The sequence below is a fragment of the uncultured Allofournierella sp. genome (assembly GCA_944382705.1).
Taxonomy (GTDB): domain Bacteria; phylum Bacillota; class Clostridia; order Oscillospirales; family Ruminococcaceae; genus Allofournierella.
Map to the genome: position 1 here is coordinate 1 of CALWNE010000044.1, position 18971 is coordinate 18971.

Genomic DNA, 18971 nt, shown 5'->3' on the forward strand with positions numbered 1-18971 from the left:
CAAACGGTCCAGATTGCGCGAAAATACGCCCAACATTTCGCTGCTTTTTCCATCTTCCTTCTTGTTTACAAACCAAAAACCTGCTCTGGTCTGATTGCCAAAGCAGGTTTTTCTACAAGCTGAAACCACCGCCCTTTGGGCGGTGGTTTTTTTGATGCTTACCAGACCAGCGGTTGTTCCGGCTCGCCTACCCAGCGTTCGGCGGTTTCCCACACAGGGGCACCAGCTGCAAGGCTTTTTGGCACATTTAAAATGCGCTGATTGCGGCTGCCCCGGAACCGGAGTTCCAGGCTTCGCTCTGCCTGCACAAAGGGGCCGTCAATCAGGATGTCCAGCTGTTCCAGCAGGGCTTTTTGATAAGGGGTGCCCTCCAGCAGTTCCTCAAAGGTGTAACCGGTATAGCTGGCCACCTCGTAGCCGCTGCTGCGGGCCAGCTGCACCAGCTCCAGCAGTTCCGGCCCGGCCTGGGCAAAGGGCTCCCCACCCGAAAGGGTGATGCCCCGGCACAGGGGATTGCGCTGCACCATCTGCAAAATCTGCTGGGGGGTAAACCCGGTACCGCCCTCAAAGGGCCAGGTTTCCGGGTTGTGGCAGCCGGGGCAGTGATGGGGACAGCCCTGAAAAAACACGGTGAACCGCAGGCCAGGGCCGTCCACAATGCTGTCGTTTACAAAACCTGCAATCTGAAGCATGGCTTACAGGTGCTTGACGCGATCGCGCTCTTCGGCCTTTTTGGCGTCGTTCCACTTATCCATGGTGCCCACCAGATAGCCGGTGATGCGGCGGATACGCTCGAAGGGTACATCCTTGCCTACAACGGACTGTTTCTGCATTGCTGCCATAACAAATACCTCCTTAGGGTTGGGGGCTTTGCGCCGGGGGCGAAAAGCCCATGAAAAAACTCTGCCGCTGCCCGCTGAGCACACAGCGGCAGAGTTTGGATACATAACTGAATCAACAGGGCCGGAATGGATTATTCACAGCCACAGAAGATGGGCACGGTGGGAAATTTTTTGCGCAGCTCGGCCAGCCGTTCCGGGCTGATGGCCTCGCCGCTGCGGCGGCCGCACCGGGGGCAGGTATCGCCAATTACGCCCACATAGCCACACACCGGGTCACGGTCTACGGGGTGGTTGATGCTGCCATAGCCCACGCCGCTGTCATGCATACAGCGCACCACGCTTTCAAAGGCTTCCAGATTGTTGGCGGTGTCGCCGTCCAGCTCCACATAGCTGATGTGGCCAGCGTTGGTGAGGGCGTGGTAGGGGCCTTCTTTTTGGATTTTATCATAGGCGGAGATGGCAAACCACACGGGAATGTGGAAGCTGTTGGTGTAATATTCCCGGTCGGTAACGCCTTCAATGCTGCCAAAGCGTTTTTGGTCCATGCGGGTGAAACGGCCGGACAGACCCTCGGCAGGGGTGGCCAGCAGCGAGAAGTTCATCTTCAGCTCCTGGCTCTTACGGTCGCAGAAGTCCCGCATATGCTGCACAATGGCCAGGCCCTTTTGCTGCATCTCATCGCTTTCGCCGTGATGATGGCCGTACAGGGCGGTGAGGGTTTCGGCCAGGCCGATAAAGCCGATGGACAGGGTACCGTGCTTGAGCACCTCCCGCACCTCATCGGCAGGGCCCAGCTGGTCGGAATCCAGCCAGACGCCCTGACCCATCAGGAAGGGATAGTTGTATACCCGCTTGGAAGCCTGAATTTCAAAGCGGTCCAGCAGCTGCTGGGCTACCAGCTCCATCATGGCATCCAGCTTTTTGTAAAACAGGGCTTCGTCCTTCTGGGCCAGCAGGGCCAGGCGGGGCAGGTTGATGGAGGTAAAGCTCAGGTTGCCGCGGCTGTAACTGATTTCCCGCTCAGGGTCGTACACATTGCCCATAACACGGGTACGGCAGCCCATGGTTGCAACCTCGGTTTCGGGGCGGCCGGGCAGATAGTATTGCAGGTTAAAGGGCGCATCCAGGAACACATAGTTGGGGAACAGCCGCTTTGCACTCACCTTCATGCTCAGCTTGAACAAGTCGTAGTTGGGGTCCTGCTCGTTGTAGTTAACCCCTTCCTTCACCTTAAAGATATGGATGGGGAAGATGGGAGTCTCGCCATGGCCCAGGCCGGCATCCTCCGCCAGCAGAATATTGCGGATGATCATCCGGCCCTCGGGGCTGGTATCGGTGCCGTAGTTGATGCTGCTGAAGGGAGTTTGGGCGCCGGCACGGCTGTGCATGGTGTTCAGGTTGTGCACAAAGCCTTCCATGGCCTGGTAGGTATCCCGGTTGGTCTGGCGGTGGGCCCGGCGGCGGGCGCTTGCCACCAGGCGGTGTGCATCCCGTTCCTCCAGGCGGCCGCTGTCTGCAAGGGCCTGGGCGGTGAGCTGGTCAAACTCCTGCACATTGGTGCCCAGCCGGGGAGGCTGGCCCATGGCACTGCTTGCCTTTTCCACAGCTTCCTTGGCCAGGGCGCTGCAATCCTCCAGCTCTAAAATATCCTCAATGCATTCGGCCAGCTTGCTGGTGTACAGCCGGGCAAAGCTTTTGCGAACGCCCTCGGCCATGCCGTAATCAAAGTTGGGAATGCTCTGGCCGCCGTGCTGATCGTTCTGGTTGGACTGGATGGCAATGGCCGCCAGGGCTGCGTAGCTGCCAATGCTGTTGGGCTCCCGCAAGAAGCCATGGCCGGTGGAAAAACCGCCGTGGAACAGCCGCAGAATATCAATCTGGCAGCAGGTGGTGGTGAGGGAGTAAAAATCAAAGTCGTGGATGTGGATGTCACCCTCGGCGTGGGCCTTGGCCTGTTCTGGCCGCAGCAGATAGGCGGCGTTATAAGCCTTGGCACCGGCAGTGCCAATTTGCAGCATACTGCCCATGGCGGTGTTGCCGTCAATGTTGGCGTTATCCCGCTTCATATCGCTGAGACGGGCATCCACATTGGTGATTTCGTCAATGGTCTTCATCAGGGAGGTGTTGGCTTCCCGGATGCGGGTGCGGTTGGCCCGGTACAAAATGTACTGTTTGGCCGCTGCATCATGGCCGGTATCCATAAGGGCAGTTTCCACTGCGTCCTGAATCTGCTCAATTTGGGGAGATTGGTCGCCGCAGTCCAGCTCCAGCTGGCGTGCTGCCCGGGCAGCCACCCGGCCTGCCTCTGTAAAATCGCCCTCTCCGGCAGCTTCCAGGGATTTCATAATGGCATTTACAATCTTTTCCTGATCGTATAAAACCACCCGGCCGTCCCGTTTGACAACACTTTTAATCATGGCTCGTAGTCTCCTTTTCCTGATGGTGAACCGTTGCTTTGATAGGGCCAAAAGCCTGAGCAACAAAAGGCCCAGCAGGGCAAAATACGCCGAACTGCCGGGGCCGAAAAAATACAGCCGGTAAATTACCGGCACCTGTATTTTGGGGTATATAGGGTACGGCTACTATTATGGCACCTAGATATAGTGGTTGTCAAGTGCGGAGGGCGGCAAGAAAGAGAAAGTTTTTGCGGCTTTTTTTGTGCGTTATGATGACTTGACGAATGCCAAATGTGCCCCTATGTGATACAATAAAAAGGTCATTACCAGGTTTATAAAGCAGGGAGGTTTAGCCCATGGAACCACAACTTTGCACCCTTGCAGGGCTGGAATATCAGCTCACCCGCAAGGCGGTAAAAAACATCAATTTGCGGGTACGGCAGGACGGTACTGTTGCGGTGAGTGCCCCCCATCGCCTGCCCCAGCAGGAGATTGACCGATTTATGGCGGCCCACCTGGCCTGGATTGTATCTGCGCAGCAAAAAATTAACCGGCGCAGCCAGCAGCCCCCGCTGCCCAGCAAGGAGGAATGCCTGGCGCTGTTTGAGCCCATCAGCGACCGCATCTACCCGGCCTTTGCCCAGGTGCTGGGGGGCGAGCCGCCCCAATTGGTGGTGCGGGACATGACCAGCCGATGGGGTGTGTGCCACCTGCAAAAAAAGCGCATTACTCTGGCCCGTCAGCTGGCGGTGCAGCCTCTGGAGGCGGTGGAGTATGTGATACTGCACGAGTACTGCCACTTTGTGCACCCCCATCACCAGCCGCCCTTTTGGCAGCTGGTGGCCCGGTTTATGCCGGATTATGCCTGCCGCAGAGCCCTTTTGCGCCAGTAAGCAGGACTTTTGCCGGGGCAGGTGACTTTTGCCGGGGAAAAGGTTATAATAGAACAACCGGCCTTGGCCGGGATCTGCCACAAAGAAAGGAGGGCTTTTTGGATTGGACAGTAAGTATAAGCGGCTGATGAGCAACACAGTACTGTTTGCCTTGAGCAGCTTTTCCTCCAAATTGCTCGGCATTATTTTGCAGCCCTACATCACCTTTGCCATGGGCGAGGTGGACGAGGTGGGCATCACCAAGCTGGTGCAGCAGATTGGACTTTTGCTGATTCCGCTGGTAAGCATGGGTGTGAGTTTTGCAATTATACGCTTTGGCCTGGAACGCAGCAACGACAAGCGACAGGTGTTTACCAACGGTTTTTTTACCATCTGGGCCGGGTTTGCCCTTATGATTGTGTGTTACCCGCTATTGCAGCTGATACCGCTGTTCAGTGAGTATGCCCTGCTGCTTTACCTTCATGTGCTCATGAGCTGTATGCGTACCCTGTGTACTCAGTTTGTGCGCAGCCGTCAGCTGAACCGGCTGGTGGCGGTGGACGGTGTGCTGTGCAGTGCCGCAAACCTGGGTTTTATGATTTTGTTTTTATCTGGCTTTCACATGGGGGCTCAGGGCTATGTGCTGGCGGTGATTTGCAGCGATGCTCTCAGCAGCCTGTTTGTGTTTGTGGTGGCAGATTTGCAGCGGTATCTGCGGCTAAAGTCCTTCTCCCTGCCCATGTGGAAAAAGATGATGGCATATGCCCTGCCCATGGTGCCGGCCCAAATCAGCTTTTGGGTCATCAGTGCCAGCAACCTGTTTTTTGTGCAGATTCTCTGCGAGGGTTACGGCGGCAACACCGGTGAATACTGGGCGGGCCTGCTGAGTGTGGGCAGCTTCCTGCCCACCATTCTTACGGTTATGGGTACCATCTTTTACGAAGCCTGGCAGCTTTCTGCTGTAACCGAGGAACAGGGCCGGGGGGCCTTTTTCTCCAAGGTGTTCGGGCTGTACCAAACCCTGCTGTTCTGCTGCTGTTCCGGTATTATTCTGCTGTGCCGGCCCCTGATGTTTTTGTTTAAAGAAAATTTCTACAACGCCTGGCAGTTTGTGCCCCTGCTTACCCTGGGGGCCCTGTTTAACTGCTTCAACCAGTTTTTGAGCAGCGTTTATATGGTGGAAAAACGCAGCACCCTCTCCCTTACCACCATGCTGCCCGGTGCAGTGCTCAACTGCGTGGTCAGCATGGCAATGCTGCCCTTCTTTGGTCCCATTGCGGCTGGGTTTGCCAGCATGGTAAGTTATCTGCTGGTGTTTGTGCTGCGCATTGTTACCACCCGCAAGCTGCTGCCCATGCGCTTTAAATTTGGCTGGATGAGCTTTAACCTGCTGCTGATTGGCCTGGAATGCGTGCTCATGCAGATGGAGGTCCCCGGCTGGCCGGTGTGGTGTACTATGATTACCGCAGTGGTCTGCCTTGCAGGCTTAAAAGACCTGCTGACCACCGCCCGCCAGATGCTGCGCCGCCGCAGAAGGGCTTGAATCCTGTAATTAAAAAGACCTTGTGCCTTTTGGGGCACAAGGTCTTTTTATGTTGTTTGTAAGCTGAAAGCCCGGCTGGTTTACCGGTGCAGGGTGTTTTGGAGCCGTTTTTTCAGCTCGGTCAGCACCTGGCCGTACCGCACACTGCGCATATGGGGGAAGGCTTTCAGCAGGCGGCCTGCCCGGAACAGGCGGGTGTCGGTAAGCTGGGCCATCAGGAAATCCCGGCGGATTTGCAGCTCGGCCACCTTTAAGGGCAGAGCCTGACGGCCTTCTTCCAGGCGTTCGTCCGCAGCCAGGGTTACATCGCTCAGGCCCCGGCTGATGGCATCGCTGCCCCGGCGCAGCAGCTGGCTGATGTGCTGGATTTCTCCCAGATACTTTTGAATGCCGATGAGGGTGACCAGGGTAACAATGCCGTCCACTAGCAGCACCAGAGAAAATATACCCAGCAGTGCCCAGCCCAAGGTAAGGGGAATCAGGTCAATGAGGGCTTGAATGGGTGGATGAAGCAGCAGCACTGCCCCCACCCCCACCACACCCCAGGCCACACTGAACCGCAGGCAGATGTAGCCGCCCAGGTTAAACCGCTCCCGGGAGTAGTCCCACCAGACGGTGTGGAACAGGGTTTTGAGCACCCAGCCGGTGATAAGCTCCAGAGTGCTGGTAAGCAGGACGCTGCCCAAAAACAGCAGGAGAATGTGGTGGCGCAATGGCCAGAGCACCAGCAGCACAATCACCATGCCGCAGCCGTAGATGGGGCAGAGGGGGCCGTTTAAAAACCCCCGGTTTACCCACTCGCCGGTGGTAACGGTGTGGAACACTACCTCCATGCACCAGCCAAGGCAGGAATAAACAAAAAAGAACCATAAAATTTGGTATACACTAAAAGACATGAAAAACCTCCTTCAAAGCAGGGAAAGCCCTTGCGCAGAGATTGCAGGGCTTTAGTATACTCCTTTCCGGCTGGGGCTGCAAGTGGTGCGCCGCAAAGAAATTCGTGCTATACTATATAAAAAGAACAAAGCAGAACTCTGGCTGCAAAGCCCAGTGGTACAAAGGGGGGGAGCACCGGGATGGAACGATGGATTTTGCACTGTGACTGCAACAGCTTTTATGCCAGTGTGGAGCTGCTGCGCCACCCGGAACTGCGAGAGCGATGTGTGGCTGTATGCGGCGACCCGGAAAGCCGACAGGGCATTATTTTGGCCAAGAACGAGCCAGCCAAACGGCGGGGCGTTAAAACGGCCCAGGTGATCTGGCAGGCAAAACAGGCCTGCCCGGAGTTGATACTGCTGCCGCCCCACCGGGAGGACTACACCCGCTATTCCCGTTTGCTGAATGAGCTGTACTATTCGGTAACGGACAGGGTGGAGCCCTTTGGGATTGACGAAAGCTGGCTGGATGTAACCGGCAGCTGGCAGCTGTTTGCAAAAAGTCCCTGGCAGCTGGCGGACCAGCTGCGCCAGAAGGTGCGCCAGGAAACCGGGCTGACCATTTCGGTGGGGGTGAGCTTTAATAAGGTGTTTGCCAAGCTGGGGAGCGACTACAAAAAGCCGGACGCCACCACCCTTATCACCCCACAAAACTTCCGGCAGCTGGTTTGGCCGCTGCCGGTGGGGGATTTGCTGTATGTGGGCCGCAGTGCTGCCCAGAGGTTGGCCGGGCAGGGGATTTACACCATTGGGCAGCTGGCCCAGGCGGACCCTGGGGCCATGGAGCAGCTGCTGGGCCGCCAGGGCCTTCAGCTGGTGCGGTATGCCCAGGGGCTGGACGATGAGCCGGTGCGCCGCTATGGTGAGCGGGAACCGGTAAAAAGTGTGGGCAACGGCACCACCTTTAAGCGTAGCCTGGTGGGCCAGCGGGAAATTCAGCTGGCACTGGGTGTGCTGGCAGACGAGGTGGCCGCCCGGCTGCGGCGCAAGGGCCTGTGGGCCGGGGCGGTGCAGGTGACGGTGCGGGACGATGCCATGAAAACCATCACCCGGCAAAAGCAGCTGCCCACCAGCAGCCACCTGGCCAAGGAACTGGCGGAGGGTTGCTGGCAGCTGATGCGCCAGCATTGGGATATGCGCCAGCCGGTGCGGATGCTCACCGTAACCGCCCAAAGCCTGACCACCGAGCCCTTTGCGGTGCAGCAGAGCTTTTTGGAGGAGGTTCCCCAGCCGGACAAAAAGCGGGAACGGCTGGAGCAAAGCCTGGATGCCATCCGCAGCAAATATGGCCGGGGCGCCATTGGTGCAGGGGGCATTTTGAACAACCAGCTGGGGCTGGGCAGCCTGGGCATTGAACCCGTCCGGGAGGAACAGCCTAGAGCCTTTGCCGCACCCCCACCCATACAAAAACAGGAGGAATAACCCATGGTAACACACATTGTATTATGGAACTTGAAGGATAAGACCCAGGCACCGGAATTAAAACGGCAGCTGGAGGGTCTGGTGGGCCGTGCCCCTGGCCTGGTGAGTGCCCAGGTGGGGCTTGGCTTTGCAGGCAGCGATGTGGCACTTATCGCCCAGCTGACCGACCGCCAGGGTCTAGAGGACTATCAGGCCTATGAACCCCATGTAAAAATCAAGGAATGGGTGGCCACCATTGCAAGCCAGCGCACAGTGTGCGACTTTGAGTGCTGAATCCGGCCTTTTGCCCACCATAAAAAGAACAGCCGAACTATCCTGTTTTGCGGCAGGGGGTTCGGCTGTTTGTGCTATAAAGGGTTGCTGGGCGGCAGCAGCACAGGCTGTTTACCGGATGCCCAGCTTTGCCCGGATGGCGGCGCTTTCTTCTTTATCCAGCTGGGTGCGGCGGGTGATGGCCTGCTCCACCTGTTCGGCGGTCATGGGCCGTTTGATGGCAATCAAAGCCTTGGTGGGAATGCCCTGCTGAGTAAACATCTGCTCATGCTCGGTGCGGATGTTCCATTCCGGCTCCTGCTGGTGCAGGTCGAAGGTGTGCCAGATAATTTCAAAGCCTGCTTCTTCAAAGTAGGTCAGACTGTCTTTAAAAAGGCCGTCATCGTCGGTTTTAAAGTAGATTTCACCTTCCGGGGCCAGAATGGTGCGGTAGAGTGCCAGCTGGCGGGTGTGGGTGAGCCGGTGCTTTTTGTGGGCCAGCTTTTTGTTCCAGGGATTGCAGAAGTTGATGTAGATGCGCTGCACCTGGTCCTGCTCGTTGAAGGCATTGAGAATGCGCTCAATGTCCAGGCTCATAATCTGCACATTGTCCGGCACAAGGCCCTTTTCCTGGTACACCCGTTCAATGTTGCGCTTGGCCAGAATCAGTACCTTATCGGTAATATCAATGCCCAGGTAGTTGATGTCCGGGTGACGGCTGGCCAGCTGAGCCAGAAAACCGCCCTTACCGCAGCCCAGCTCCAGATGAACCGGCTGCTGGGGGCGGGCAAATACGCTGTGCCAGCGGCCCTTGTTTTCCAGCGGTTCGTGGGCGTGGAAGGGGCAGGCCAGCAGTTCGGGGCGGGCGTAGGGTTTAAATCGCATTCTCATGGTGGGGTATTTCTCCTTATTTTTAAGTGTTTGAGATGATTGTTTGCAGATAAGCGGCAGCTTTGGCGGCATCCTGCTGGATGCTGCCCTGCACAAAGCCCGGCTTGCCGCCGCCCCGGCCCTCAAAAGCCTGGTTCAGCTCACGGCAGAGGGGGCGCAAATCCGCCTGGGCATCGGCACAGGCCAGGGCATACAGGGCCCCGCCCTGGGGCAGAGGGCTGAACACGGCGCACAGCCCCTGGGTGCGCTGGGTGAGGGCGGCACACAACCGCTGAAGGGATTGGGGGGCAAGGTCCGGCTGAATGAGCACGGGGGCTTGGCCGGGCTGCACCTGCTGGCTGAGGGCCTGGAACAGCTGCTGTTCCAGCTGACCGGCCCGGAAGCGGGCGGCCTCCAGCTCCTGCTGCTGACGCTCCACGCCCTGGGCCAGCTGTTGGGGGGTAACGCTGAGCATGCGCCGGATGGCCACCGCCTGCTCCTGCTGGCTGCATACCTCCCGGTAGGCCCGCACGCCGCACACCACAAACAGCCGCACGCCGCATTTGTAGTTCTGCCACTGGATGATTTTAATCAGGCCCACCTGGCCGGTGCGCTGCACATGGGTGCCGCAGCAGGCGCAGCAATCTGCCTGGGGGACCGTAACCAAGCGTACCGGGCCTTCCAGTGCTTTTTTGCTCCGGTAGGTCTGGCTGGCCAGCTGGTGGGGCTGGTACCACTGGGCCTGTACGGGAACATCCTGCCAGATCATCTGGTTGGCCCGCTCCTCCGCCTGGGCCAGCTGCTGGGCCGTAAGGAGGATGCTGGTATCCATGGTCAGGTAGTCCTGCCCGATGTGAAAGCCCAGGTTCTGCACCCCGAACATCTGGTGCAGCAGGCCGGAGAGAATATGCTCTCCCGTGTGCTGCTGGCACATCTCCAGCCGGTAATCCCCATCCACCAGCCCCTGCACCTCAAGGCCGGGCTCCAGGGGAGCTTCCAGCAGGTGTACCACCTGGCCTTCCTTGTGGTATACATCCAGCACCGGCAGCCCGTTCAGGGCGCCCCGGTCGGCAGGCTGGCCGCCCCCCTGGGGGTAGAAGGCGGTTTGTGTTAAAGTAACTTCCCACAGCTCCTTGCAGGGCTGGCAGCCAGTGACGGAAGCGGTAAATTCCAGCACCGGCGGCTGGCTGTAATAAAGAGGCTCACACATGGGCAGGGGCTCCTTTCGGCACTTGGTACATAATGTTTTATTGTAACACACTTTGGGCGGAATGTCACCGCAGAGCGGCCCTTTTGGTTGCGAAGGGGACACAGGCCGTTGTATAATAAAGAATACTGGAACCAAACACAAATCAGCAAGGGAGCAATGCCAGATATGATGAAGCAAATGGCGGCCATAGCGTGCAGCGCACTGCTGCTGGCCGGATGCAGCGTGCAGCAGCTGCAATGGGTGCCCCAGGCACCCACAGCGTCCGCTGAGGTTCAGGAACAGCAGACCCAGCGGGTGCTGTATGTACAGGATGACCAGGGGCTGCTGGAAGGGGCATTGCAGGCGTACAGCCAGGCTACCGGGGTACAGGTGGTGAGCCAGCAAAACCAGCCGGACGCTGCGCCCGGCCTGGTAGTAACTTATCAGCTGCCCACCAGCCAAACAGCGGTGGACCTGGCCCAGGAGGTGCCCCTTTTGATGACTGCGGCAGGCCGCAGTGCCCAGAACAGCTGCTATGGGCTGCCCTTTGGCGGCGGCAGTTACGGATACCTGGCGGATGCCCGGATGCTGCGGGCTTTGCTGGGCAGCAGTTTTGACCCAGCCCGGCTGGCGGCCGCCAGCTGGGAGGAATGGCAGACCTTTGTGCAGACGGTGCAGGCATGGATAGAGCAGCCCCAGGCGGTTTCGGTGGTGCTGGCAGGCCGCAGCTACCGGCTGCCCGCCCAGCCTGGGCCGGAGCTGGGCCAGCTGGCGGGTGTGTTTACCTTTGCGGGCTCCACTGCCTACAATGGGGCCGTTCTCACGCCGGTGCTGGCAACCTGCTTTGCAACCCCGGAACAGGTGGCCAGCCGCACCCAGGAGGATACAGCGGCGCTGCAAAAAAACCTGACGGCACTGGTGGAGCTGATGAAGCTGGAAGCCAGCGCCATGGCAGGCCCGCAGGGCCGGCTGCAAAGCAGCCAGGCCTTGGAGCTGAGCCAGGAGCAGGCGTTGCAGACCTTTGCCCAGGGGCAGGCTCTGTTTTACCGTACCGGCACCAGTGAAATTAAGCTGATGGAGCCCCAGCTGGCCCAGGAAGTATGCCTGGTGCCCGTTCCCTTTGGGTTTGCCGCCGAAAGCCTGAGCGGTGAAGGCTTTGCAATGGACCAGCTGCGCTGGCCCATTGAGGCGGCAGAGGGCTGGCTGATGGTATCCAGCCAGGCGGAGAGCCAGCAGCAGAAGGAGGCCCAGGCATTTTTGCTTTGGGCCTACACCAACCCCGCAGCAGCCAGCCAGCTGCCCGCTGCCACAACCACCCAGGAGGGGCATCTGCCGGATTTGGCAGCAGCCCTTTCGGACTATGTGCGCAGTGACCTGCAAAACCAGGCGGCGGTGCTGCTGGGGGCGGAATAAAATAGGGCCTTCTTTTGCCTTGGCTGCTATGGAATAAGCCCTAGCAGCAGCAACAGCCGCTGGTGCTAGGATGGCCGGGCGGTTATGCCAGTTTCCAGCCCGTTGCAGGGGCCTGGCCCGGCTGTCTTGCAGGAGAGGGCAGCAGTGCCGCAGCCAACCGGCTCCAAAAGGCCAGACAGCTGTATAAATTGCAAAGCCCCCGTGCATACTTAGGAAGAAGGGCGCACGATTGCGCACCCATGACTTGGTAGAAACGGGGGATTTTTTTATGGCATATCCACACGGAAACATCCAGCAGAATATGACCGATAACCAGGCAGTCCTCAATGCCGTGGTTGCCAACACTGAAATGGGCAAAAACACCATGGATCAGCTGATTGAACTGACCCAGGACCGCAACCTGCGAGCCAGCTTTCTGAACCAGCAAAAGGAGTACCGCCGGTTGAACCAAGCAGCCCACACCGCCATTGAAGCCTGCGGCGGCCGCAGCGAGGGCCAGACTCCCTTTGCACGGCTGACCACCAAGGTAGGCATCTGGAGCCAGACCATTGCAGACAAAAGCAACCGCAATCTGGCGGATATGGTGATTCAGGGAGCCACCCAGGGCATTATGGACTGCGAAAAGGCCCGCAAAGACTACCCTGGTGCCAGTTCCGGGGCAAAAAAGCTGCTGGATGAACTTCAGCAGTTTGAGGAACGCACGGCCCAGGATATGCGGCGTTTTTTGTAAAGACCAAATCCGCAGACCGGCAAGCAACCCCATAAACAAAGAGCCATCCTGTAAATTTACAGGATGGCTCTTTGCCTATGAGGATTAGTTTGAGCGTGGGGCCGGTGCAATGCCGGGCAAAAAAACCAGCCTATTGGCCCATTGGCAAAGGGCTGCCCTGAACGCCCAGGGGGAGCAAAACCGGGGCGCTTTAAGCTTACAGGGGAGAAAAGGGAGCGTGCTGGCGGCAGAAATTCACAAAGGCTTTTTCGCAGGCGGAAAGCATACTGTCGCTCCGGTAGACCAGATATAGGCCCCGGTACAGGCTTTCCTGCTGCAATTCAAAGGCAAGAATACGCCCTGCATCAATCCAGGGCTTGGCGTACAGGGCGGAGCAGACCGTAACCCCCAGCCCCTGGGCCACTGCATCCAAAATGGTTTGGGGCTGCTCGATGCGGGCCACGATGTTCAGGCACTGGGTATCCATTCCCAGTTGCTCCACATACCGCAGCAGCTGCTGGTGGGTGCCGGAGCCTTCCTCCCGGCAGAGCATGGGCTCGGTGAGCAGCTGGCTGCCCAGTGCGCCCTTCTGGGCCAGCTGACTGTACCGGGGCAGGGCGGGAGCGGCAAGAATCAGTTTATCCTGACACAGAAGCTGGTAGGTGCAGCCCTCCTCCAGCAGACGGGTGCCAACCAGACCCAGCCGGATGGTGCGCTGGCGCAGCAGCTCGTGGACCTTCTGGCTGTCTGCATTCTGCAGCTGGTAACGGCATTGAGGCATCTGTGCCGAAAAACCTGCCATCAGGGCAGGAGCCAGGCACCGGCTGGGCACGGTGGAGGCGGCCAGACACAGCAGGTCGGTGTTTTGGTTGGGCCGTGCCAGATTTTCCAGCTGGGTACACTGGGTGAGAATTTCCTGGGCACGGGGCAGAATCAGGGCGCCCAGGGGGGTAAGGGCGGTTTGCCGCTTGCTGCCCCGCACAAACAAATCGCCCCCCAGCTGCTGCTCCAAGCCCCGCACATGGGTGCTGGCGGTGGACTGGGTGATGTACAGCTGCTGGGCAGCCAGGGTGAAGCTTTGCAGCTGGACCACGGTGACAAACACCTCCAGCTGCTTGAGGTTGATGTTCAGCATGGGCACTCCTTCTTTCGTAGTATTTTAAAAAACATAACGAATAGAGCCAAAAAACCGGCACGAGGGGCAGCCCAGGGCTGCCCCGTGCCGGGAAGGTTTTTTAAAAGCGGAAGATGAATCCATTACAGTGCTTTCAGCATGGCACACACAATGCGGGTGGCGGTGGCCACATACTCGCTGATGCTGAAATCCTTCACCACCAGGCGCTCGTGGCCTTCTTCATCGGCATTGTCGCTCATGGCCCGCAGCACCACGCAGGGCACATTGTTTTTTGCCGCAATCTGGCAGACGGCGGCGCCCTCCATCTCCACACAGTCCGGGCTGGTTTTGGCAGCAATGGCTTCTTTGGTGGCACTGTCGCCCACAAACTGGTCGCCGGTGGCAATCTTGCCCTTCAGAGCAGTTACCCCTGCCTGGCGGCAGGCCTCCATGGCTGCCTGCACCAGGGCAGGGTCACCCTCATATTGGGCGGTAAAGGGAGCGGACTGGGCAATCATGTCGTCCTGGGCGTCGTGGTAAACCACGGTTTTGCCCACCACCACATCACCAATGCCGATTTTGCTGGTCATGTTGCCGGCAATGCCGGAAAAGATAATCCGCTGTGCCCCAAACTTGGTAATAAGCACCTGGGTGGTAGCTGCGGCGTTGGCCTTGCCCATACCGGCGCAGCAAACAACCACCTCTTTTTCGCCCAGACGGCCCACATGGTATTCCACCCCTGCATAGGGGACAATGGTCACGCCGTCCAGCTGGGCGCAAAGCTGCTCCACTTCATCGGGCATGGCACCCATAATGCCGAAAATTTCCATATGCTGTTCCTCCTGCCTGGGGATATTACACATTGAACAGGAACTCGACGATGTCGCCGTCCTGCATTACATATTCCTTGCCTTCGGTGCGCTGCAAGCCCTTGGATTTTACGGTGGCCATGTTAAAGTCACAGGCGGCAAAATCGGCGTAGCTTACCACGATGGCACGGATGAAGCCCCGCTCAAAGTCCGAGTGAATCTTACCGGCGGCCTGGGGTGCTTTGGTGCCCCGGCGGATGGTCCAGGCGCGGCATTCCTTCTTGCCTTCGGTGAGGTAGGAAATCAGGCCCAGCAGGGAGTAGCTGGCTTTAATCAGATTGTCCAGACCGGTGGCCTCGATGCCCATTTCACGGAGGAATTCCTTCTTTTCTTCGGGGGTGTAGTCCGCAATGTCCTCCTCGGTTTTGGCGCAGATGGGAATGCACTCAGCACCCTCCTCGGCGGCCAGCTTCTGCACGGCGTGGTAATGCACATTCTCGTTCATGCCGCTCATCAGGTCGTCCTCGCTCATGTTGGCGGCGTAAATTACCGGTTTTACGGTAATCAGGCCCATCTCCTTGAGCTGGAGCATCTGGTCCTCGTCGTCCTGGTTAAAGGGGAAGCTGCGGGCGTTTTTGCCCTTGCCCAGGTGCTCGGCCAGCTCCTGGAGCCAGGCAGCGGAGGCCCCAGCCTTTTTGTCGCCGGTTTTGGCGGCCTTGGCAAAGCGGGCGACACGGTTGGAAACGACCTCCAAATCGCTGAGAATCAGCTCGGTGTCAATGGTTTCAATGTCACGCAGGGGGTCCACGCTGCCATCCACATGAACAATGTCGGTGCCGCCGAAGCAGCGCACCACATGGACAATGGCGTCACATTCCCGGATGTTGCCCAGGAACTTGTTGCCCAGGCCCTCGCCCTGGGATGCGCCCTTTACCAGGCCGGCAATGTCCACAAATTCCACAATAGCGGGAACTTTTTTCTCGGTATTGCAGATTTCGGCCAGCTTGTCCAGCCGGGCGTCGGGTACCGACACAATGCCGGTGTTAGGTTCGATGGTGCAGAAGGGATAGTTGGCGGCTGCCGCATTCTTGGTGCTGGTGATGGCGTTGAACAGGGTGCTTTTGCCCACATTGGGCAGACCCACGATACCTAATTTCATCGGATGATTCCTCTCCAGAACACCCATGAACCGGGCGTTCTGCCTTTCTGTAAAATTGCCTGTCTATTTTGTGGTGGCTGCCCAGACGCAGCCACCTTTGCTGGATGCAAAAAAGCTTGATGCAACTAAAGAGTATAGCATAAACAGGCCGGGTTTTCAACGAAAAACACCGACCATAGGGCCTGCAGGAGCCACAATACGCCGTGGAATTTGACACGGTTCTTTTTTTATTTACAATTATACCGTATAATAAAGCAAACCCCCTGCACCAGACTGCCGCCCAAAGGGCGGCAGAGAATGCTAAAACACAAGTAAGGAGCGTGCCACCATGGCCAACCAAAAAATCTTGATTGTGGATGACGACCAGAATATCTGCGAACTTTTGCGCCTGTACCTGGCAAAAGAGGGCTACGAGACACTTATTGCCCACGACGGACAAGCCGCCCTGGATTTGTTTGAAAAGGAAAAGCCGGACATGGTTTTGCTGGATGTAATGATGCCCCGCATGGACGGCTGGGAGGTATGCCGCCGCATTCGGGGCCAGAGCAATACCCCGGTGATTATGCTTACCGCAAAGGGGGAAACCTTTGATAAAGTGCTGGGCCTGGAACTGGGGGCAGACGATTATGTGGTAAAGCCCTTTGACACAAAAGAGGTGGTGGCACGCATTAAGGCGGTGCTGCGCCGGTGCAGCCCGGACAGCCAGGAAAGCAATGGAATTATCCAGTTTGAAAATCTTTCGCTGGATATGAGCCGCTACGAACTGAAGGTAAAGGGTCAGGTGGTGGAGGCACCTCCCAAGGAGCTGGAGCTGCTGGCTTATCTTGCAGGGCACCCCAACCGTGTGTTTACCCGTGACCAGCTGCTGGACGAGGTGTGGGGCTTTGAATATTATGGTGATTCCCGCACCATTGATGTGCATATTAAACGCCTGCGGGAAAAGCTGGAAGGTGCCAGCGATGCCTGGTGCCTGAAAACCGTGTGGGGCGTGGGCTACAAGTTTGAGGCAAAGGACTGAGAGATATGCGCAAAAGCATCAGTTCCATGTACTTTATGACCACCACGGTGCTGCTGCTGGTGAGTACGGCCTTTATGAGCCTAATTTTAATGTACATGGCCATGAACTATTTCAAACAGCAGCAGGAGGAGTCTCTGACAGAGGTGGTGGCCATTGCCAGCAATGAGCTGTTGGAGAGCGGGGTCCCGGTATGCGGTTTGTCTGCCGATGCGCTGCTGTGCCAGCAGCTGCAGCAGGATTTGAACCTGATTGGCCGCACCAGCAGCACCATTCTGTTTGTGACCGATGAGCAGGGCGTGCTGACCCTTACCACCGGGCAGGAAAAATATCTGGGCGGCCAGGTGAAAGAAAGCGTGCTGCGGCAGACCATCAGCCAGGATGGTTTTTTTGAGGCAGGCACCCTGGCTGGCCTGTATGAGGACCGTTACTACACCGCAGGTCAGCCGGTATACATGGGCGAAAACAATGAGCTGGTTGGCTATGTGTTTGCCAGCACCGCCGTGCAGGGTCTGAACGAATTTATAGGCGATGTGTTTTCTGGCTTTGTGCTCAGTGCCGGGCTTATGATGCTGGCGGCCAGCCTGCTGACCATTGTGTTCACCAACATTCTGACCACACCCATGCGCCGCATCAGCGAGGCGGCCCGCAAGTTTGGCAGCGGAGATTTCCGGGTGCGGGTGCCGGTGCCGGCCAGCGGCACCAGCGAGATGGCCCAGCTGGCAGAAACCTTCAACAACATGGCCCACAACCTGGAAACCATCGATTCCTCCCGGGCCAGCTTTATGGGCAACATTGCCCACGAGCTGCGCACCCCCATGACCAGCATTAAGGGCTTTATTGACGGTATGCTGGACGGAACCATTCCCCAGGAGCTTCAGCAGCATTATCTGTGCCTGGTGAGCCAGGAGGTGGGCCGGTTGACCCGGCTGATTCAGAATATGCTGGATATCTCCAAGCTGGAGGCGGGGGAGTACCGGATGAATGCCCAGAGCTACGATGTATGGGACAGCATTACCGGTGTGGTGTTCAGCGCCGAGCAGCGCATTGAACAGCAAAAGGTACAGATTGAGGGGCTGGAGCCTGTGAATACCACGGTGTATGCAGACCCCGACCTGGTGTATCAGGTGGTGTACAACATTGTGGACAATGCCCTCAAGTTTACCCCCGAAGGGGGAACCATTGCATTTGGGGTACAGCGCAGCGGAAACCAGGTGAAGGTTTCCATCCGCAACTCCGGACAGGGCATTGCCCAGGATGCGCTGCCCTTTGTGTTTGACCGGTTTTATAAAGAAGATAAGAGCAGGGGCCTGAACACCAAGGGCAGCGGCCTTGGACTGCACATCTGCAAGGTGCTGGTAAACCGGTGCGGCGGTGAGATTTGGGCAGAAAGCAAGGAGGGCGAATGGTGCCAGTTCAGCTTTACCCTTCCCTGCGAAGCACCGGGCACCCGAGGCAAGATGTTGCCGGGCCAGAAAAAGGCCTGAGGGAGTTTGTTTTTTAGGGGCGTCCTGGGGCACAAGCAATCGTGTACAGATGGTGAAAAAAACGCCCCTGATTTGATTTTTACTGCCTGATACGGTACAATAAAGAATGGATAGCCCCGCCAATGAGCGGGGAAAGAATCCGGTTTGAATTGATAACAAGTAGAAAGCGGCTCTGGACCCCAGTGTTGGGGCCAGAGCTTTTGGCAACTTCTGCCCGGGTTGCCCTGAAGGCGCCGGGCAGGGAAATTTATGCGACGGGAGAAAACCTATGACCCAATTAAGTCCTTCGATTTTATCCGCTGATTTTGCCAACCTGGGCCAGCAGTGCCGTGCTGTGCTGGAAGCGGGCGCTGAGATGCTGCACTTTGATGTAATGGACGGCCATTTTGTGCCCAACCTGAGCTTTGGCGTGCCGGTGCTGCAAAGTTTGCACAAGGCGTTGCCGGAAGCATTTTTTGATGTCCATCTCATGATTACCCATCCGCTGGACTATGTGGAGGCGTTTGCCAAGGCGGGTGCAGGCTGCATTACCTTCCACCTTGAGAGCGAAAGCGATGTGCAGGCCACCCTGGATGCCATCCACAAAGCAGGCTGCAAGGCGGGCCTTTCCATCAAACCCGGAACCCCGGCCGAGGCGCTGCTGCCCTACCTGGACCAGCTGGATCTGGTGCTGGTGATGAGCGTGGAGCCTGGGTTTGGCGGCCAGAAATTTATGCCCAGTGCGCTGGATAAGCTGCGCTTTTTGCACAGCGAGTGCCAGGCACGGGGGCTGAATCCCTGGCTGGAGGTAGACGGCGGCGTGGACCAGACCACCGGCCCCCTGTGCGTGGAAGCCGGTGCAAACCTGCTGGTGGCAGGCAGCGCTGTGTTTGGCAAGCCGGACCTGGCTGCTGCGGTGGAAGGCTTGCGAGCTTTGTAAGCCCGGCGGCATAATGGTACAAAAG

The 18971-nt window shown here is 57.9% G+C and carries 18 protein-coding genes; 9 read left to right on the plus strand and 9 right to left on the minus strand.

The genetic code is table 11. The features are described 5' to 3' along the window. Positions 1-158: 158 nt before the first annotated feature. The 3 genes from nrdG to ACH2EM_RS06370 all read right to left on the minus strand — a co-directional run bounded on the left by nrdG (position 159) and on the right by ACH2EM_RS06370 (position 3259). The gene (nrdG, locus tag ACH2EM_RS06360; protein ID WP_395151297.1) at positions 159-692 is read right to left on the minus strand and encodes an anaerobic ribonucleoside-triphosphate reductase activating protein; all 534 of its coding nucleotides are present in this window, start codon (positions 690-692) and stop codon (positions 159-161) included. Positions 693-695: 3 nt separating this feature from the next. Beyond that, positions 696-842: an anaerobic ribonucleoside-triphosphate reductase gene (gene nrdD / locus ACH2EM_RS06365; RefSeq protein WP_395151298.1), complete on the minus strand. Its 147-nt coding sequence runs from the start codon at positions 840-842 to the stop codon at positions 696-698. Positions 843-973: 131 nt separating this feature from the next. Further along, complete coding sequence (locus ACH2EM_RS06370) at positions 974-3259, minus strand: anaerobic ribonucleoside triphosphate reductase (RefSeq protein WP_395151299.1); 2286 nt, start codon at positions 3257-3259, stop codon at positions 974-976. A 335-nt stretch (positions 3260-3594) separates the two neighbouring features. Between ACH2EM_RS06370 and ACH2EM_RS06375 the strand changes: the two genes are divergently transcribed. Further along, complete coding sequence (locus tag ACH2EM_RS06375; protein WP_395151300.1) at positions 3595-4131, plus strand: M48 family metallopeptidase; 537 nt, start codon at positions 3595-3597, stop codon at positions 4129-4131. Between the two features lie 103 nt (positions 4132-4234). Then, the gene (locus ACH2EM_RS06380; RefSeq protein ID WP_395151301.1) at positions 4235-5653 is read left to right on the plus strand and encodes a lipopolysaccharide biosynthesis protein; all 1419 of its coding nucleotides are present in this window, start codon (positions 4235-4237) and stop codon (positions 5651-5653) included. Positions 5654-5733: 80 nt separating this feature from the next. Here the strand turns inward: ACH2EM_RS06380 and ACH2EM_RS06385 are convergent, their stop codons facing one another. After that, the gene (locus ACH2EM_RS06385; RefSeq protein WP_395151302.1) at positions 5734-6549 is read right to left on the minus strand and encodes a putative ABC transporter permease; all 816 of its coding nucleotides are present in this window, start codon (positions 6547-6549) and stop codon (positions 5734-5736) included. Positions 6550-6729: 180 nt separating this feature from the next. On the opposite strand from ACH2EM_RS06385, the gene ACH2EM_RS06390 reads away from it, so the two are divergent. Next, complete coding sequence (locus tag ACH2EM_RS06390; protein ID WP_395151303.1) at positions 6730-8010, plus strand: DNA polymerase IV; 1281 nt, start codon at positions 6730-6732, stop codon at positions 8008-8010. A 3-nt stretch (positions 8011-8013) separates the two neighbouring features. Beyond that, positions 8014-8283 (plus strand): Dabb family protein, encoded by a 270-nt coding sequence (locus ACH2EM_RS06395; RefSeq protein WP_395151304.1) that lies wholly within the window; start codon positions 8014-8016, stop codon positions 8281-8283. A gap of 111 nt (positions 8284-8394) precedes the next feature. Here the strand turns inward: ACH2EM_RS06395 and trmB are convergent, their stop codons facing one another. Both trmB and ACH2EM_RS06405 read right to left on the minus strand, forming a co-directional pair. Further along, positions 8395-9153 carry a tRNA (guanosine(46)-N7)-methyltransferase TrmB gene (gene trmB / locus ACH2EM_RS06400; protein WP_395151305.1) on the minus strand — a complete coding sequence of 253 codons (759 nt, stop codon included), beginning with the start codon at positions 9151-9153 and terminating at the stop codon, positions 8395-8397. Positions 9154-9175: 22 nt separating this feature from the next. Next, positions 9176-10342 carry an alanyl-tRNA editing protein gene (locus ACH2EM_RS06405; protein WP_395151306.1) on the minus strand — a complete coding sequence of 389 codons (1167 nt, stop codon included), beginning with the start codon at positions 10340-10342 and terminating at the stop codon, positions 9176-9178. A gap of 165 nt (positions 10343-10507) precedes the next feature. On the opposite strand from ACH2EM_RS06405, the gene ACH2EM_RS06410 reads away from it, so the two are divergent. Continuing rightward, on the plus strand, positions 10508-11734 hold the full coding sequence (locus tag ACH2EM_RS06410; RefSeq protein ID WP_395151307.1) for an extracellular solute-binding protein: 1227 nt from the start codon (positions 10508-10510) through the stop codon (positions 11732-11734). 268 nt (positions 11735-12002) lie between these two features. After that, positions 12003-12464, plus strand: a complete 462-nt coding sequence (locus ACH2EM_RS06415; RefSeq protein WP_395151308.1) for a hypothetical protein — start codon at positions 12003-12005, stop codon at positions 12462-12464. Positions 12465-12660: 196 nt separating this feature from the next. Here ACH2EM_RS06415 and ACH2EM_RS06420 read toward each other — a convergent pair whose 3' ends face one another. From ACH2EM_RS06420 to ychF, 3 genes are all read right to left on the minus strand, one after another. Beyond that, a complete protein-coding gene (locus tag ACH2EM_RS06420) occupies positions 12661-13578 on the minus strand; it encodes a LysR substrate-binding domain-containing protein (protein ID WP_395151309.1) in 918 nt (305 codons plus the stop codon). A 122-nt stretch (positions 13579-13700) separates the two neighbouring features. After that, on the minus strand, positions 13701-14387 hold the full coding sequence (locus ACH2EM_RS06425) for a 5'-methylthioadenosine/adenosylhomocysteine nucleosidase (protein ID WP_395151310.1): 687 nt from the start codon (positions 14385-14387) through the stop codon (positions 13701-13703). A 25-nt stretch (positions 14388-14412) separates the two neighbouring features. After that, positions 14413-15525 (minus strand): redox-regulated ATPase YchF, encoded by a 1113-nt coding sequence (gene ychF, locus ACH2EM_RS06430; RefSeq protein ID WP_395151311.1) that lies wholly within the window; start codon positions 15523-15525, stop codon positions 14413-14415. A gap of 328 nt (positions 15526-15853) precedes the next feature. Between ychF and ACH2EM_RS06435 the strand changes: the two genes are divergently transcribed. From ACH2EM_RS06435 to rpe, 3 genes are all read left to right on the plus strand, one after another. Continuing rightward, the gene (locus ACH2EM_RS06435) at positions 15854-16543 is read left to right on the plus strand and encodes a response regulator transcription factor (RefSeq protein ID WP_395151312.1); all 690 of its coding nucleotides are present in this window, start codon (positions 15854-15856) and stop codon (positions 16541-16543) included. A gap of 5 nt (positions 16544-16548) precedes the next feature. Beyond that, the gene (locus ACH2EM_RS06440) at positions 16549-18027 is read left to right on the plus strand and encodes an ATP-binding protein (protein ID WP_395151313.1); all 1479 of its coding nucleotides are present in this window, start codon (positions 16549-16551) and stop codon (positions 18025-18027) included. Between the two features lie 268 nt (positions 18028-18295). Continuing rightward, positions 18296-18946 (plus strand): ribulose-phosphate 3-epimerase, encoded by a 651-nt coding sequence (gene rpe, locus ACH2EM_RS06445; protein WP_395151314.1) that lies wholly within the window; start codon positions 18296-18298, stop codon positions 18944-18946. Positions 18947-18971: the final 25 nt, after the last annotated feature.